Annotated in this window: 12 protein-coding genes; all 12 read left to right on the forward strand. The window is 61.4% G+C overall.

Going from position 1 to position 16,538, the window contains the following annotated elements:
- The first annotated feature begins 322 nt into the window (after nucleotides 1-322).
- The 12 genes from IPM12_16125 (at nucleotide 323) to IPM12_16180 (ending at nucleotide 16,404) form a co-directional block, all read left to right on the forward strand.
- Nucleotides 323-730 carry a T9SS type A sorting domain-containing protein gene (locus IPM12_16125; protein ID MBK9149332.1) on the forward strand — a complete coding sequence of 136 codons (408 nt, stop codon included), beginning with the start codon at nucleotides 323-325 and terminating at the stop codon, nucleotides 728-730.
- Nucleotides 731-1,234: 504 nt separating this feature from the next.
- A complete protein-coding gene (locus tag IPM12_16130) occupies nucleotides 1,235-2,305 on the forward strand; it encodes a T9SS type A sorting domain-containing protein (GenBank protein MBK9149333.1) in 1,071 nt (356 codons plus the stop codon).
- Between the two features lie 82 nt (nucleotides 2,306-2,387).
- A complete protein-coding gene (gene recR, locus IPM12_16135) occupies nucleotides 2,388-3,023 on the forward strand; it encodes a recombination protein RecR (protein MBK9149334.1) in 636 nt (211 codons plus the stop codon).
- Complete coding sequence (locus tag IPM12_16140; GenBank protein ID MBK9149335.1) at nucleotides 3,020-4,960, forward strand: glycosyltransferase; 1,941 nt, start codon at nucleotides 3,020-3,022, stop codon at nucleotides 4,958-4,960. Before recR ends, IPM12_16140 begins: the two co-directional genes overlap by 4 nt.
- A gap of 58 nt (nucleotides 4,961-5,018) precedes the next feature.
- Entirely contained in the window at nucleotides 5,019-6,374 is a 1,356-nt protein-coding gene (locus tag IPM12_16145; GenBank protein MBK9149336.1) for a 2-oxo acid dehydrogenase subunit E2, read from the forward strand.
- A gap of 65 nt (nucleotides 6,375-6,439) precedes the next feature.
- Complete coding sequence (locus IPM12_16150; protein ID MBK9149337.1) at nucleotides 6,440-8,692, forward strand: PD40 domain-containing protein; 2,253 nt, start codon at nucleotides 6,440-6,442, stop codon at nucleotides 8,690-8,692.
- 68 nt (nucleotides 8,693-8,760) lie between these two features.
- The gene (locus IPM12_16155; protein ID MBK9149338.1) at nucleotides 8,761-9,534 is read left to right on the forward strand and encodes a 3'-5' exonuclease; all 774 of its coding nucleotides are present in this window, start codon (nucleotides 8,761-8,763) and stop codon (nucleotides 9,532-9,534) included.
- Between the two features lie 66 nt (nucleotides 9,535-9,600).
- Nucleotides 9,601-10,041 (forward strand): hotdog fold thioesterase, encoded by a 441-nt coding sequence (locus IPM12_16160; protein ID MBK9149339.1) that lies wholly within the window; start codon nucleotides 9,601-9,603, stop codon nucleotides 10,039-10,041.
- On the forward strand, nucleotides 10,042-11,247 hold the full coding sequence (gene pcaF / locus IPM12_16165) for a 3-oxoadipyl-CoA thiolase (protein MBK9149340.1): 1,206 nt from the start codon (nucleotides 10,042-10,044) through the stop codon (nucleotides 11,245-11,247).
- A 72-nt stretch (nucleotides 11,248-11,319) separates the two neighbouring features.
- A complete protein-coding gene (locus IPM12_16170; GenBank protein ID MBK9149341.1) occupies nucleotides 11,320-11,925 on the forward strand; it encodes a YdeI/OmpD-associated family protein in 606 nt (201 codons plus the stop codon).
- A 155-nt stretch (nucleotides 11,926-12,080) separates the two neighbouring features.
- Nucleotides 12,081-13,478, forward strand: coding sequence for a glycosyltransferase family 39 protein (locus IPM12_16175; GenBank protein ID MBK9149342.1), 1,398 nt, complete (start codon nucleotides 12,081-12,083; stop codon nucleotides 13,476-13,478).
- Between the two features lie 160 nt (nucleotides 13,479-13,638).
- Nucleotides 13,639-16,404: a CotH kinase family protein gene (locus IPM12_16180; protein ID MBK9149343.1), complete on the forward strand. Its 2,766-nt coding sequence runs from the start codon at nucleotides 13,639-13,641 to the stop codon at nucleotides 16,402-16,404.
- Nucleotides 16,405-16,538 lie beyond the last annotated feature (134 nt).

Below are 16,538 nucleotides of genomic sequence, written 5' to 3' on the forward strand. Positions count from 1 at the left end.
AGGTCGAATATGACCCCCCCGAAAATTTGGAGTACCGGTTTCCGGCGCACACCTTCGTTCCTCTAATACCTAGCTAAGGTGATTAGCTTGGTCTTGTCAGGATTCGGAAAAGGTTAATGTTGTTGTTCGGTGGTGGAAAAGGGGCAGTGGCTACGTGCGGGTGACGGCGGAGTTGATTCGGCAATTGATTCTTGCTCACCAACGAACGCAGGGTCCCCGAAGCGGGAGACCCTGCGCAGGCTTAATAGGGAGTGGATACCTTTCGGCTAAGACCCTGCAGAGATGGAAGAACAGCATGGTGCAGCCGATGGATACCGTACGCATGACAGACTTTATGGGCCACTTGCTGCTGGACCTGAGCACGTCGCCATTCGGGGACACCATCCAGTGGTTCACGGACACAATTCATGCGGATTATGCGTTCATCATCACCTTGGACGACTTCGTGAAGAGCCGGACCGTCGATGACCTGATAGTACTTCGCCCAGAACCAGACTGGGACTTCACCGTATTCCCGAATCCATCACGGCAGGATGTCTTCCTTCGCTTTCATCGTGAAGAACCAAAGGACATCATCCTTCTTGATATGGCTGGCAGGCGCATCGCGACTCACACGAGCATCACCAGCAGCATGCTCCGATTAACCATATCTGAACTGGCCAAGGGCCCATACTTCATCCGGGTCACATGCGGGGACCAATCGAAGACGAAGAAACTCATCATTCATTGAGCCATGAAAGCGCAATCCGTCTGCATCCTGTTTCTCATAAGCGCATGGCTGCGCGGACAGCCAACTTTTGAGAACATCCTCTTATCAGGCAGCTCTTACAATGCAAGCCTCAATGAGTTGAACAGCGGAAATGTTGCTGTCGCTTTGGCATACGGCCGTGGCCTCTCCCTGCTCAACCCTTCGGGCGACGTATTCTATTCCAACACATTCTGGAGTGACTCGATACTAAACATTGGCACTGTCCGGAATTGCTCGTCAAATGAGTTCATTTTCTCAACGGGGTATTGGCAAGATTCGTGCTATGCCGGTGCAGCTATGGCCGCGCCGGTTATCAATCCGGCTATAGGCAAGATGGACTCTTTGGGAAACGTATTGATGCTCCATCACTATTCGCTTAACAGCGCTTGTAACAACTACGCGGGAAATCTGGAAGTCATTAGTAACAGGAGCGAAGTCGTATGGGGAAGAGAGCAACAATTCTTCGCTTTGAGAGTCGATTCAGCCATGGCCCCGCTCTGGGCAAAGCGGTTCAGCGACCCTGGCAGCTTCCGTTTCATCAAGGAACTTCCAAGCGGCGACCTGCTCGCGGGCTTCGACATGCCCACAGCAGGCGCCTCGGTGGCACGCTTGGATGCCAGCGGCAACTTCATCTGGTGCAAGAGTTATATGCGGCCATTAGGAAGGATGCATGATGCTATCGTGGAATCGGACAGCTCCTTCGTCATCACGGGCTTCACCAGCACCGCTCCAAGCGCGAACCTCTTCATGATGGAACTGGATGGCGAGGGCGAAGTGCAATGGTGCCGCGGCTACGGCAGCGGCGCTTATGAATGGTACACGCCACAATGGTCGCAGTTGGAGCGCACCCTCGACGGCAACTACGCGGTGCTGGCCACCTTAGGCCAAGGCGGCTTCTTCTTCCGACCTTTCCTCATGAAGACCGATTTGAACGGCGATACGCTCTGGTCGCGCTCCATGGGCGCCGACGGATACATCTACCACACCCGTGATTTACTCGTGGCCTCCGATGGTGGATACGTCTTCAGTGGCATTGTCTGGGGTGATCTGCCCGACATGAACACCGGGCTGCCGTACATCTTCAAGACTGATTCACTCGGCCAATTCTCCTGTTTGAGCCGCTCACACACGGTCCAGCTCTACGATCTCTTCCCTACCGATAGCAGCTTCACGCTCACCTCTACCGATGGCGCCACCATGCACCAGGCTTTTGTTAGCGATACCACTGTCGCGCCGCTCACTGTTTATGACGCCTGCGAGGTGGCCAATGCCTTCCGCCCCTACCCAGACTACAAGCGCGAGCGCCTGCGTGTGCGCCCCAACCCGAACGATGGCCGCTTCACCATGACCGTTCCGGCGCCAATGAGCGTAAGCGCACTCACGGCCGAGCGCTACTACAGCGTGTACAACGCTCAAGGCAAATTGCTCTTCCAGCGCCCCATGCCCCAAGGCCAAAGCACGGAGGAGATCGACCTCTCGCACTTCGGGGCGGGCACCTACGTGGTGCGTTTCACCGACAAAGAGGGAAGCTGCTACGAAAGAGTGGTGGTGGAGTAGTTGCCGACTGAGGGCTTTACGCCGGCGCTTTGGCGAACGCTTCATCCGCTTGCGCTTCCTTTGCCCGCGACCGCCTCGCGCCATGCCCCTCTCCTCCGCCCTGCTCGACCACGCTGTGGATCAATTGGCCACCTTGCCCGGCATCGGCCGGCGCACGGCCATGCGGCTGGCCTTGGAGCTGCTGCGCCGCGAGCCGCAGGAGGTGGCGCGCTTCACCGAGGCCATCCGCCGCATGCGCGAGGAGCTGCGCCGCTGCACCGTGTGCTGCAACATCAGCGATGAGGAGCAATGCGCCATCTGCCGCGACCCGCGCCGCGACAGCGGACTGATCTGCGTGGTGGAGGACATCCGCGATGTGATCGCGATCGAGGCCACGCGGCAATTCAATGGCCTGTACCACGTTCTCGGCGGCGTGATCAGCCCCATGGAGGGCATCGGCCCCGACGACCTGAACACCAAGGAACTGATCGAGCGAGCGGGCGCCGGCGCAGAAGCGTCCGGATCGCCGGTGCGCGAGGTGGTGCTCGCGCTCGGCGGCACCTTGGAGGGCGATACCACCGCCTTCTACCTGCACAAGCGGCTCTCCGCCTTCGGCGTGCTGGTCACCACCATCGCGCGCGGCATCAGCGTGGGGTCGAACCTGGATCAGGCCGATGAGGCCACCCTCGGCCGGAGCATCGTGGACCGGAAGCCGTACGAGCAATTGATGAAGCGATGAAGCTCAGCGTCATCATCGTCAACTACAATGTGCGGGCGTACCTGGAGCAATGCCTGCGCACGGTGTTCAAGGCGCTTGAGGGCATCGAGGGCGAAGTGTTCGTGGTGGACAACCAGAGCACGGACGGCAGCGTGGAGATGGTGCGCGGGAAATTCCCGCAGGTGAAGCTGATCGCGAACACGGAGAACGTGGGCTTCAGCCGAGCGAACAACCAGGCCATACGCGCCAGCATCGGTGAGCACGTGCTGCTGCTCAACCCCGACACCGTGGTGGGCGAGGATGTCTTCCGCAAGGTGCTAGGCTTCCTCGATGCGCACCCGAAGGCCGGCGGGCTGGGCGTGCGCATGATCGATGGCACCGGGCAGTTCCTGCCCGAGAGCAAGCGCGGGCTGCCCACGCCGGCGGTGGCCTTCTACAAGATCATCGGCCTCACGCGCCTTTTCCCGCGCAGTCGCGTGTTCGGGCGCTACCACCTGGGCCATCTGCCGGAGCACGAGGCCGCCCCCATCGAAATCCTCTCCGGAGCGTGCATGTTCCTGCGGAAGAAGACCCTCGACGAAGTGGGCCTGCTCGATGAGAGCTTCTTCATGTACGGTGAGGACATCGACCTGAGCTACCGCATCACCCTGGGCGGCTACGAGAACTGGTACTACCCGGAGGCGCGCATCATCCATTACAAGGGAGAGAGCACCAAGAAGAGCAGCGTGAACTACGTGTTCGTGTTCTACAATGCCATGGCCATCTTCGCCCAGAAGCACTTCACCCGCCGCCGCACCGATGTGCTTGGCCTGCTGATCACCGGCAGCATCTACCTCAGTGCGGCCGGCGCCATCGTCATGCGCTTCCTGCGGCGCGCGCTGCTGCCCATGGCCGATGCGGCGATCGGCTTCATGCTGCTCTTCGCCTTCGCGATGGCGATGGGGAAAGCGCCCGCCTTCATGGCCAAGGTCCAGGAGTTGTGGGTCCCATTCGCGGCTTCCCTGGCCATGATCGGCCTGGTGGGCGGCTACGACCTGCCGGTGCGCTTGGTGAACGTGCTGAAGGCCACGGCCGCGGTCTTCATCGCACTGCTTCTCTGGTTCCGGCCCTTCGGCGCGAGCAACTTCCTGGAGGAGTTCATGCAGGAGATCGAATGGTCGATCATCGGGCTCTGGACGATCACGGTGCTGGTGGCCTGCCTCGCATCGCGCCTGCTGCTGCACGCGATCGGCACCAAGCCCTTCAGCCTCCGCACGCTCGACCGCAAGCGCGTGCTCGCCATCGGTGCGCCGGATGAGCGGAAGAGAGCGCTGGCCTTGCTCTGGCAGACGCACTTCGGGCTTGGGCGACAGAAGCAGCTCGACCCGGAGGTCTCCGCCCAGGCCGATGCCGACGCCCTCATTCGCCGGAAGATCCGGAAGCACGGGATCGACGAGGTGGTGTTCTGCGCGAAGAACCTCCCGTGGGGTCGGATCATCGGGCTCATTGAGGACCTGCGATCCACGCGCGCGATGTTCAAGATCGCCCAGCCCGGCAGCGAGCACATCATCGGGCCCAACAGCGTGGAGAGCCTGCAGGACCTGGACATCATGGAGCCGCACGCCGTGAGCGGCGACGGCGCACGGCGCGCCAAGCGGCTCTTCGACGTGTGCGCAACCGTGGTGCTCCTGGCCGGCATTCCGTTCGCCTGCTGGTTCGTGAGGAACAAGGCCGGGCTCTTGCGCAACGCCTGGCACGTGCTGCTGGGGCGCAAGAGCTGGGTGGGCTATTACCCCGGCACGGAGCGCACCCCGCGGCTGCCGGCGCTGCGCGCTGGCGTGCTCGATCCCTTGGGCGCTGCGGACCATGCCACCGCCACCATGGCCAAGCGCGCCAACATCGCGTACGCCAAGGATTACAGCGCGCTGAACGACCTTGGCTTGCTGCTGCGCGGCTTCCGGAAACTGGGCGCCGCCTAGTCCGTCGCGCGAAAAGCAGGTGGTTACATTTGGCCGCGCCCGATCGGGCATCAGTGCCATGTCAGCAATCGAGATCCTGCTGCCCAAGATGGGCGAGAGCGTGGCCGAGGCCACCATCACCAAATGGCTGAAGAAACCCGGCGATGCCGTTGCCGCTGATGAGCCCATCGTGGAGATCGCTACCGATAAGGTGGACAGCGAAGTGCCGGCACCGGAAGCGGGCGTGCTCAGTGAGCAATTGGTGAAGGAAGGCGATGTGGTGAAGGTGGGCCAGCCGATCGCGCGCATCGGATCGGCAGCCGGAGGCGGAACGTCCCCTGCACCCGCAGCAGCCTCCGCAGCAGCGCCTGCGCCAACAAAAGCTGCGGCCACCCCGGCTTCCGTTTCCGCAAGCAACGGTCACGCAGCATCGGCACCCGCCGTGGTTGCTGGTCCGGTGGCGCGCACAGGCCCCAGCGGCAAGTTCTACAGCCCTTTGGTGCGCACCATCGCGCAGAGCGAAGGCATCAGCATGGCTGAACTGGAGGCCATTGCCGGCACCGGTGAAGGCGGTCGCGTGACCAAGAAGGACATCCTGGGCTACCTGCCGAACCGCGGCTCGGCGCCTGTTCCGGTCTCGGCCCCTTCCGCGCCGACGCCCGCAGCCGCCCCAGCGCAAACCGGATCACCTGCGCCTGCCTCGGCTCCGGCCCTGGTGCCTGCCGCTGGCGATGAGATCATCGAAATGGACCGCATGCGCCGCTTGATCGCCGATCACATGGTGATGAGCAAGCGCACCAGCCCGCATGTGACCAGCTTCGTGGAGGCCGATGTGACCAACCTGGTGCTCTGGCGCGACAAGGTGAAGAAGGCCTTCGAGCAGCGCGAAGGCGAGAAGCTCACCTTCACGCCGGTCTTCATCATGGCCATCGTGCAAGCGATCAAGGAGATGCCCATGGTGAACGTGCAGGTCGATGGCTACAACATCATCCGCAAGCGCGACATCAACATCGGCATGGCTGCTGCGCTGCCCACGGGCAACCTGATCGTGCCTGTGATCCGCAACGCCGACCAATTGAACCTGGTGGGCCTGGCCAAGAAGGTGAACGACCTGGCCAACAGGGCCCGCGCAGGGAAATTGCTGCCCGATGAAGTGACCGGCGGCACGTACACGGTGACGAATGTGGGCACCTTCGGCAATGTGCTCGGCACCCCGGTGATCAACCAGCCCCAAGTGGCGATCATGGCCACGGGCGCCATCCGGAAGAAACCCGCCGTGATCGAGACCCCCGCCGGCGACATGATCGGCATCCGCCATCAGATGTTCCTCAGCCATAGCTACGACCATCGGGTGGTGGATGGCGCACTCGGCGGCCGTTTCGTGCGCCGCGTGGCCGACATCCTCGAAGGCTGGTCCATGGACCAGCCTTGGTGAACATTGCGGCCAATAGGAAAATTCTACTTTAGCCCCAGCTCTACCGAACCGAACGCTCACCGCCAATGAATTTTCGCTACCGCAGCATCTTCTACGCCGCCTCCATGGCCCTATGCGCCTTGGTCATGGCACAGGGCGAGAACACCTCGTTCAATTGGAAGTTCGAGGAAGCCTCGAAGCTGATGGAGGAGAAGCTCTTCAACCAGGCCGCTGAGGTATGGAAAGAACTGGTGAACGAGCAGCCAGAGAACGCGAACCTGAACTACCGGCTGGGTCTGAGCTATTTCAGCTCCTATAACCAGAAGGCAAAGGCGCTGCCCTATCTGGAGAAGGCCTCCAAGCTACGCAAGAGCGGCAGCTACGGAGGGTTCAACACCGCTGGCTACGACCCCTTCGATCCGCGCGAGACCAATGCTCCCGTTGAGGTGGACTATTACCTCGGGCGCGCCTACCACCTCAATGAGCAATTCGACCAGGCCGACGTGCTCTACCAGAAATTCCTTGACGAGGTTGATGCGCGGCATGAGGTGCGGCCCTTGGCGGCCCGCGGCAAGGAGCAAACGGCCAACGCCCGTGAGCTGCGCAAGAGCCCGCTCGGTTACCAGGTGAGCAATGTGGGGCCTGTGGTCAATAACGATCACCCGGATTTCAGCCCGGTGCTCTCCGTCGATGGCAATGCCCTGTTCTATACCAGCCGCCGTGTTCGCCCGGACAGCTCGAACAAGAGCGTGCTCGACCCCATCGCGGGCATGCCGTACGAGAACATCTACGTGAGCTACAAGGACCGCGAGGGCAATTGGCAGAAGCCCGAATTGCTCAACATCAACCCCAGCGGCGCGGGCCACCTGGCTTCCGTGAACGTGGCCGCTGATGGCCAGACGCTGTACATCTACCGTGACGACGGCGGCGATGGCAACATCTATGAGAGCAAGCTGGTGGGCGAGGTCTGGACCGACCCGGTGCTCATGGGCAGCGATATCAACACCCGTTCCTGGGAGACGCACGGCGCCCTCTCCGCCGATGGGAACACTTTCTACTTCATCAGCAACCGGCCGGGCGGCCGCGGCGGGCGTGACATCTATCGCGTGGTGCGCCTGCCCAATGGCCAATGGAGCAAGGCCCAGAACCTGGGCAACGTGGTGAACAGCCCCTTCGACGAGGATGGCGTATTCATCCATCCAAACGGCCGAACCATGTACTTCAGCAGCATCGGCCACAATAGCATGGGCGGCTTCGACATCTTCCAAACAGAGCTGCAGGACGATGGCACCTGGACCCCGCCGGTGAACCTGGGCTACCCGCTGAACACGGTTGACGATGACGTCTTCTTCATCACCACCGCCGATGGACGCCGCGGCTACTTCAGCAGCGATCAGATCGGGGGCTTCGGGGAGAAGGACATCTACTTCGTTGATTTCCCCAGCGACGCGGAAAGCGAAGGACTAGCCGTGCTCAAGGGCTATATCATCCCGGCACCGGGCGAGGACCTGCCACCGAGCACCATCCTTTATGTGACCGACAAGACCACCGGGGAGGTGAAGACCTACAAGCCTCGCCAACGCGATGGCGTTTATGTGGCCATCCTGCCGCCCTGCCGCGAGTACAACCTCGACTACCGGGTGAACGACAAGACCGTGCACACGGAGGACATCTTCGTGGAGTGCGAGAGCTCCTATCAGGAGATCAACAAGGAAATCTACCTCGCTCCGGTATCCCTGGGTGGCCCGGCCAGCATCGTGGACCTGCCCAAGGGATCGCCGCCCGGCAAAAAGGAGCCCGGGGTACCAGTGAAGCCGAAGGACCCGAGTGACCCCAAAGCGCCGAAAGAGGGCATCGCGGATGCCGTGGAGATGGTCAAGGACCCGGTCACGGGCAAGGAGCGCCCGAAGACCGATGCGGAGAAAGAGAAGGAACAGACCGGCAAGCATGTGGCTCCGGATGCCAGCTACGCGGATGAATTCGCGAAGTATTACGCGTACAACGTGAAGGACATCGATCAGGGCGATGCGCGATGGAAGCAGTTCATCGACGTGGTGGTGAAGCTGATCGCCGAGAAGGGCGAAGCCCGGATCGTGATCGATGGCAGCGCCTCAAAGGTTCCCACCAAGACCTTCGGCACCAACGAGAACCTGAGCAAGCAGCGCATGGAGGATGCACGCAAGCGCCTGGTTGAGGCCGTTCAGGCCCGCGGCGCCGACCCCAACAAGCTGATGCTCGAGGCGGTGAACCATTTGGTGCAAGGCCCCCGTTACCAAGGGGACTATCAGAACACCGAGAAATACGGCAAGTTCCAGTTCGTGAAGCTGAAGGCTCGATAGCCCGAGCTGTGAAGAACTCGCGAGGCCCCGGTGACCCCGGGGCCTCTTCTTTCACGCACCTTCGTGGCATGCCCCTGCAACTCGAACGCCCACTCGCCTTCTTCGATCTGGAAACCACCGGCGTGAGGATCGGAAAGGATCGCATCGTGCAGATCGGGATCGTGCGCCTGATGCCCGATGGCTCGCGCACCAGCTACCAAGCGCTCGTGAATCCGGGGATTCCCATTCCCGCCGAGGCTACGGCCGTGCATGGGATCACGGACCTTGATGTGGCCATGGCCCCCAAGCTCGATGCCGTTGCGCGCGAGTTCCTTGCGGAACTCGACGGCTGCGACCTCGGCGGTTTCAACCTGCTCCGGTTCGATGTGCCCTTCCTGGCCGAAGAGCTCTTCCGCGTGGGCATCGAATGGGACCACGCCAGCCTGCGCATCGTGGATGTGCAGCGCATCTACCACCAGATGGAGCCGCGCGACCTGAGCGCCGCGCTCCGCTTCTACTGCGGGCGCGAGCACGAAGGTGCGCACGACGCACTGGCCGACGTGCAGGCCACCGCCGATGTGCTGCTCGCCCAACTCGATCGCTATCCCGATCGGCTGCAGGGCACTGTCGATTTCCTCGGCGAGCTCAGCGGCGACCGCAAGCGAAGCCCCGATGCGGCGGGCAAGCTCAAGTTCGATGAGCGCGGGGCCATCTGCCTCACATTCGGAAAGTACAACGGCTGGTCGCTGGAGAACATCGGGCGGAACGATCCCGGATACTTGCAATGGCTGATGACCAAGGCCGAGCTGCCGGGCAGCACCTTGGCCGTGATGCGCCACGCCCTGGCCGATGCTCAAGGCTGAACGATAATCGGTGCCGGGTGCCCAAGGAGCGCCTCAACCGTCATCCACAGGCCTTTACTTCGCCCCATGTCGCCGCAGGAATTGGCCCAGAGGGTGGTCGACCGCATGTACCTGAATGACCCCTTCAGCATCTGGCTGGGCATGGAGCGCTTGGTGGTTGAACCAGGGCGCTGCGTGCTCCGCATGACGGTCAGGCCCGAGATGCTCAACGGCTTCGAGATCGCGCACGGGGGCATCACCTACGCGCTCGCCGATAGCTGCCTCGCTTTCGCGAGCAATAGCCACGGAATCCAGAGCGTGAGCGTGGAGACCGGCATCAGCCATACCAAACCAGTGAAGGAGGGCGATCTGCTCACGGCCAGCAGTGAGGAGAAAAGCCTCACGCGCGGCATCGGCATCTATTACATCACGGTATCCAACCAGCGCGGCGACCAGGTCGCGCTGTTCAAGGGCACCGTGTACCGTACCGGCAAGGCATGGTTCCCAGAAGCGCAATCGACCAGTTGAATGAAGCACGCCTACATCGTTGACGCCATCCGCACGCCCATCGGCTCATTCGCCGGAACGCTATCCGCCGTGCGGGCCGACGACCTTGCCGCGCACGTCCTGCGCGAACTGCTCAAGCGGCACCCCGCGCTCGACCCCGCCGCCATCGACGACGTGATCCTGGGCTGCGCCAATCAAGCCGGAGAGGACAATCGTAACGTGGCGCGCATGTCGGCGCTGCTCGCTGGCTTGCCCGTTACCGTGCCCGGCGAAACGGTGAACCGCCTCTGCGCATCGGGCATGAGCGCCGTAGTGGGGGCTGCGCGCGCCATCGCCGCTGAGAACGGGCATCTTTTCATCGCTGGTGGCGTGGAGCACATGACGCGCGCGCCCTGGGTGATGAGCAAGGCGAGCACCCCGTACGGCAGGGACGCGCAGCTCTTCGACACCAGCTTCGGCTGGCGCTTCGTGAATCCGCGCATGAAGGAGCAATACGGCACCGATGCCATGGGCGAGACCGCCGAGAACCTGCTCGACCGGAATGCGGTATCGCGCGAGGATCAGGACCTTTTCGCCCTACGGAGCCAGCAGAAAGCCCATGCCGCGCTGTTGAGCGGGCGCCTTGCGGCCGAGATCGCCCCGGTTCCCATTCCGCAGCGCAAGGGAGAGCCGGTGCTCTTCAACCTGGATGAATTCGTGAAACCCAAGACCACCCTCGATGGCCTCGCTGCACTGAAGCCTGCCTTCCGCAGGAATGGCTCCGTGACAGCAGGCAACGCCAGCGGGTTGAACGACGGTGCCGCTGCCGTTCTCGTAGCCAGTGAGGAAGGGTTGAAGCGGCATTCCCTCATGCCGATGGCGCGCATCGTGAGCAGCGCTGTGGTAGGCGTTGAACCGCGCATCATGGGCATCGGCCCTGTGCAAGCCTCCCAGCAGGCGCTGCAACGCGCGAACCTCACCCTCGACCGAATCGATGTGATTGAACTCAACGAGGCCTTCGCGGCCCAAGTTCTCAGTTGCACCCGCAGCTTGGGGCTGGCCGACGATGACCCGCGCATCAACCCGAATGGAGGTGCCATCGCTTTGGGCCATCCCCTTGGCATGAGCGGTGCCCGCTTAATTCAGACGGCATCCCTTGAGCTTCAGGCACTTGGCAAGCAGTACGCACTATGCACCATGTGCATCGGCGTTGGCCAGGGGTACGCCGTGGTACTTGAACGTTGCTGAAATCGATCTGGGACTCTGGCGGGTGTCCGGTTCAGGACCCATGCTAGCTTGGCCGCCCCAAACAACTGCTCCATGCTCCCCCAGGAACAGATCAACCTGTACATCGCCGAGCGCCCAGAGTGGCAGCGCAAGCTGTTGGTGCGGTTAAGGCAGTTGATCCATTCCGTTGATGAGGAAGTGGAGGAAAGCTGGAAATGGAACAGCCCCCACTTCGACCACGGCGGGATCATGATCGGGCTGCAGGCCTTCAAGGAACATGTAGCGGTGTGGTTCCACAAAGGCGCCCTGATCAAGGATCCGAAGAAGCTCTTCGATAAACTGGGCAAAGAAGAGGAGAAAGGCATGCGCTCCTATAAGCTGCGCGAAGGCGACAGCATCAACGAGACGGCTTTCATGGACCTGGTGAAGCAAGCCGTGAAGGTGAACCAGAGCGGCGCCAAGATCACGGATGCCAAGCCCGCCCGCAAAGCGCTTGAGATCCCGGCCGACCTTGAATCGTGCCTGAAGAAGGATGATCAGGCATGGGCGCATTGGGAGAAATTCAACTACACGCACAGGAAGGAATACGTGGAGTGGATCACTGATGCCAAGCAGGATGAGACGCGCAAGCGTCGGATCGCCCATGCGCTGGAGATGATCCGAGAAGGTGTCGGAAAGGAGGACAAATACCGGGTTTAGGCCCTTGCCGCGCCTAGGAACCGCGCAGCTGAGGTCCGGTTCCGGTCTCTATTGCGAGTTCCTGGCTCGAGGAATACAGGCGCGGATGCCCGCATTGCAGCGCCTATGGCGAGGCCGAGCGTCTGGCGGGTCCTGACACGGGTTAACCTTGCGCGGTGGCAGCGATCGTGAATCACCGATGGGTCCTGTTCGCGCTCATCGCCTTCAATCTGGCGGTGAAGCTGCTCTGGTTAGGCGCGCAGGAGCTTGCGCACGACGAGCCCTTCACTCTCTACTGGTCACAGCGGCCCGACGCGGAATTCAAAGACATGCTGCTCACCGAGAACAACCCGCCGCTGCATTTCCTGATCACGCGCTGGTGGAGCTGGCTGGTGCCCTTCGAGGCGGCGTGGCTGCGGATGCCGTCCGCCGTCTTCAGCGCGCTGGCGGTCTGGCCACTCTGGCTCTCGTCACGGAAGCTCGGCGGTGATCGAATTGCATTGGTCTCAGCGCTGCTCTTCAGCCTGAGCAACTACCATTATGGGTACGCGCACGAATTGCGCGGCTACGCGCTCTTCACGCTGCTGGCATGCTGGAGCGCATGGCTGATGATCCGGCGATCGGGTGATGCGCGCGTGGGCTGGGTCCCGCTCCTTCAATTGGCGCTGGTGAATGCCGCGATGGTTTACACCCACTACTTCGGCTGGCTGATGGTGGGCGTGCAGGCGCTGTTGGTGCTGATGGTTCCCGGGCTGCGCGCTTGGCGCGGATCCTTCGCGGTGAGCGTGCTGATCGCCGCCGTTCTTTTCGGCCCGATGGCGATGGTGTTCTTGAAACGCGCGGCTACGAGCTTGGCAGCGGGCACCTGGCTCACGCAACCGGTTCCAGAGGAGCTGTACAACCTGATCTGGAAGTGGAGCAATGCCCCGGTTCTGGCCGTGGCTTTCCTGGTGGTGATCGCCATCGGCATTATTCGCAGCCGAGGCCCGCAGCCAGCTCTGCGTGCGGCGTTCATCTGGGGGATGGTCCCGCTCTTCGGCCTGTACCTCTTGAGCCAATGGAAGCCCATGTTCCTTGATCGCTACCTGGCTTTCGCGGCACCGGGCTTCGCGATGCTGGTGGCCATGAGCATCGAAGCGCTGCGCTTGCCCGGCAGGTGGACCACCCTTTGCGGCGCCGCTGCAACGCTCGGCATGGCCGTGACTTTTGCGCCTTGGAGAGCGGGCGTGTACCAGCCATCGCGCGTAGCCGTCCAAGTTGATGCATGGTGCGGTGATGAATGCCATGTAGAGGTGCTGCCCGCTTGGTATTGGCTGAACCTGAAGGCAGCCGAGGGCATCAGCAACCTGAAAGGAAATCTATCGCACCTGCTCGATGCTGATGTCCTATTGCCTGATTCCGGGCAAGCCGCCGCCCTCGGGTCATACCTTCTGGTGGATGCCAGCGGCACCGGTCAAGGCGATGCGCTACGTGATCAGCTTCTGCAGCGTTACCCGCTCATGGATGAGATTGAGGCCGATCATCGGGTTCGCGTATTCCGATTCCATAACGGCGGTGGTTCGGTTGTGGAGTGACCCTCAGAAATCCCCTGCACCCGGGTGAGGCTGCTCAATCGGGGCCAGGCAACGGAACCGCCTGAGCATTCGTCAACTAGCCATGTAATCCTACCCTTGCCTATGGGTAAGGTGCATGTTACCGTACCCTCTACCTTTCCGCACCCAAGCACAAGCTCTGATGCGAACCAGAACCCTGGCCCTGCTCCTGCCCTCTGCGCTCTCACTATCCACCGCATCGGCACAGGTGGTGATCAATGAAGTGAGCGCCGCCAATTGGAGCGGGCCAACGGACAATTTCGGCGAGCGCGAGGATTGGATCGAGCTTTTCAATGGCGGTGGTGCGGCAGCTGATCTGAGCGGATGGTACCTGAGCGACAGCCAGAACAACAACACCAAGTATCAGATCCCACCGGGCACCTCCATCGCCGCCGGCGGCAGGCTGGTGGTCTGGTGCAGCGGCCGGGGAACAACCGCAGCGCCTCTGCACACCAACTTCAAGATCACGCAGGCAGCAGGTGAGCGCGCTGTGCTGAGCAACGCATCCGGGACGATCGTTGATAATTACCAGATCGCCAATACCACACAGGCCGATCACAGCTGGGGGCGCACCACCGATGGCGCAGCGACCTGGAGCCTCTTCCTGACCCCCACCCCGAACGCGGCGAATGCCGGAGCGAGCCCATCGTACTACGCGGCAACTCCCACCATGAGCCAGCCCTCAGGCTACCATGCGACTCCGATCAATGTGACCTTGAGCGCGGCGGGTGCGGGCATCACCATCAGGTACACCACCGATGGGAGCACTCCTACGGCCGCGAGCACGGCGTATGCGGGCCCGATTGCCATCAACGCCACGACAGTGCTCCGCGCCCGCGCATTCAGCGCCACACCGGGCGTTCCGCCGAGCTTCGTGGAGACCAACACCTACTTCATCAACCAGACGCATACCCTGCCCGTCCTGAGCTGCAGCGGCGATCAAGTGACCACCTTGCTCAATGGCAACGGCGGCATCGAGCCCATTGGAGTACTCGAGTACTTCGGGGCGAACGGCGTTCTGCGCGATAAGACCGCCTGCACCTTCGACGAGCATGGCCAGGATAGCTGGGCCTACCAGCACCGCGGCTTCGACTTCGTGGCGCGCGACCAGTTCGGCCAGAACGATGGCATACACTACCCCGTGTTCCGCACCAAGGACCGCGACCATTTCCAGCGACTGATCGTGAAGGCCTCGGCCGGCGACAATTACGATTACGGCCCCGGGCAGCCCGCGCACATTCGCGACCAGTACGTGCAGGCGTTGAGCCAGGTGGGCGAACTGAAGGTCGATGAGCGCAGCTATGAGCCCGCGATCGTTTACATCAACGGCCAGTACTGGGGCGTGTACGATGTGCGCGAGAAGGTGGATGACCACGACTACACCAATTACTACTACGACCAGGGCGAATACGACATCCAATTCATCAAGACCTGGGGCGGTACTTGGAGCGAGTACGGCGGGCCCCAAGCCCAGACTGATTGGGATGCGCTCGTGGCCTACATCATGGGCAATGACATGGGCGTGCAAGCCAACTTCGATTTCGTGGACAGCCAGCTCAATTGGAAGAGCCTGATCGATTACTTCTGCCTGAACAGCTATACGGTATGCGCCGATTGGCTCAATTGGAACACCGGCTGGTGGCGAGGCTTCAACCCTGCCGGTGAGCATAAGAAATGGGGCTATATACTCTGGGACATGGACGCCACCTTCGGGCACTACACCAACTTCACCGGAATCCCGGACCAAACGGCCAACGCCGACCCTTGCAATGTGGAGAACCTGCCCAACCCCGGCGGCCAGGGCCATACGGACATCCTCGAAAAGCTCCTTGCTGAGAACGAGGAGGTGCACGACTATTACATCAACCGCTACATCGACTTGGGCAACACCTTGTTCAACTGCAACTTCATGCTGCCCTTCCTCGACAGCCTGATCGCCAACATCGCACCCGAGATGCCCGGCCAGGTCGCGCGTTGGAACGGAACGCTGGCCGGTTGGCAAGCCAATGTGCAGAATCTGCGCACTTTCATTGAGACCCGCTGCGTGACCATCCAGCAGGGGCTGATCGACTGCTATACGCTGGCAGGCCCATTCCAGGTCACCTTCAACGTGGATCCGCCCCTTAGCGGCGAAATCCAGGTGAACAGCATCGTGCTGGCCAACTACCCCTTCACCGGAACCTACTACGGTGGAATCAATACCACGCTTGCACCCATTCCAGCAACCGATTGGGTCTTCAGCCACTGGGAGATCTTCGGGGCCGATGCCCTCACGCCCAGCAACACGGATTCCTTGGTGCGCGTGAATTTCACGGATGCCGACAGCATCGTCGCGCACTTCATCCCCCCAATCCGCTACGACGTGATGCTCGATGTGGTGCCCGCCAATTCAGGCAGCATCACATTCGATGGAACCACGTACACCAGCTTCCCGGCCGTCGCTTCGGTCGGCGAGGATGTCGATGTGCCGTTCAACATCAATCCGGCGCTGTATTACGACTTCCTATACTGGGACTTCAAGAACGACACCTTGAACACCTACGTGCCCGGAGACTCGCTCACCAAGGCGCAAGTGGCGCGCTACCTCTCCACCGATACGGTGATCGCCTACCTCAAACCGCAGGATTATGTGTTCTATGTCGCCAACGCCTTCACCCCGAATGGCGATGGCTACAACGACACTTTCAAGCCTATCATCAATGTGGTGGACCTGGAGACCTACGAGTTGAACATCTTCGATCGCTGGGGCGGCATCATTTGGAGCAGCAATGATCCATGGGCCGAATGGGACGGCCAAGCCGGTGGCAAGGAGGTACCAGGAGGCGTCTATGCCTGGCAGGCCTACGCCGTGGACGCCATCAAGAAGGACCGCTACGAGCTGTTCGGACACGTGACCATCGTGCGTTAGCGGAACGTGGGCGTAGGCCACATGATGGCCTTGAATGTTAAATTGTTCATCTTTTTTGCCCCTCGGATGAACAATCCGATAGGTGCCGTGTTGCTTGGGTGTTGTCAAACTAAACCCGCAACACCCCATGCTCC

This window comes from Flavobacteriales bacterium, assembly GCA_016716605.1.
Taxonomy (GTDB): Bacteria; Bacteroidota; Bacteroidia; order Flavobacteriales_F; family PHOS-HE28; genus PHOS-HE28.

Bases quoted from the DNA above. Each gene is read 5' to 3' on its own strand.
- IPM12_16125 (MBK9149332.1), top strand. From the start codon at position 323: ATGACAGACTTTATGGGCCACTTGCTGCTGGACCTGAGCACGTCGCCA.
- IPM12_16130 (MBK9149333.1), top strand. From the start codon at position 1,235: ATGGCCCCGCTCTGGGCAAAGCGGTTCAGCGACCCTGGCAGCTTCCGT.
- recR (MBK9149334.1), top strand. From the start codon at position 2,388: ATGCCCCTCTCCTCCGCCCTGCTCGACCACGCTGTGGATCAATTGGCC.
- IPM12_16140 (MBK9149335.1), top strand. From the start codon at position 3,020: ATGAAGCTCAGCGTCATCATCGTCAACTACAATGTGCGGGCGTACCTG.
- IPM12_16145 (MBK9149336.1), top strand. From the start codon at position 5,019: ATGTCAGCAATCGAGATCCTGCTGCCCAAGATGGGCGAGAGCGTGGCC.
- IPM12_16150 (MBK9149337.1), top strand. From the start codon at position 6,440: ATGAATTTTCGCTACCGCAGCATCTTCTACGCCGCCTCCATGGCCCTA.
- IPM12_16155 (MBK9149338.1), top strand. From the start codon at position 8,761: ATGCCCCTGCAACTCGAACGCCCACTCGCCTTCTTCGATCTGGAAACC.
- IPM12_16160 (MBK9149339.1), top strand. From the start codon at position 9,601: ATGTCGCCGCAGGAATTGGCCCAGAGGGTGGTCGACCGCATGTACCTG.
- pcaF (MBK9149340.1), top strand. From the start codon at position 10,042: ATGAAGCACGCCTACATCGTTGACGCCATCCGCACGCCCATCGGCTCA.
- IPM12_16170 (MBK9149341.1), top strand. From the start codon at position 11,320: ATGCTCCCCCAGGAACAGATCAACCTGTACATCGCCGAGCGCCCAGAG.
- IPM12_16180 (MBK9149343.1), top strand. From the start codon at position 13,639: ATGCGAACCAGAACCCTGGCCCTGCTCCTGCCCTCTGCGCTCTCACTA.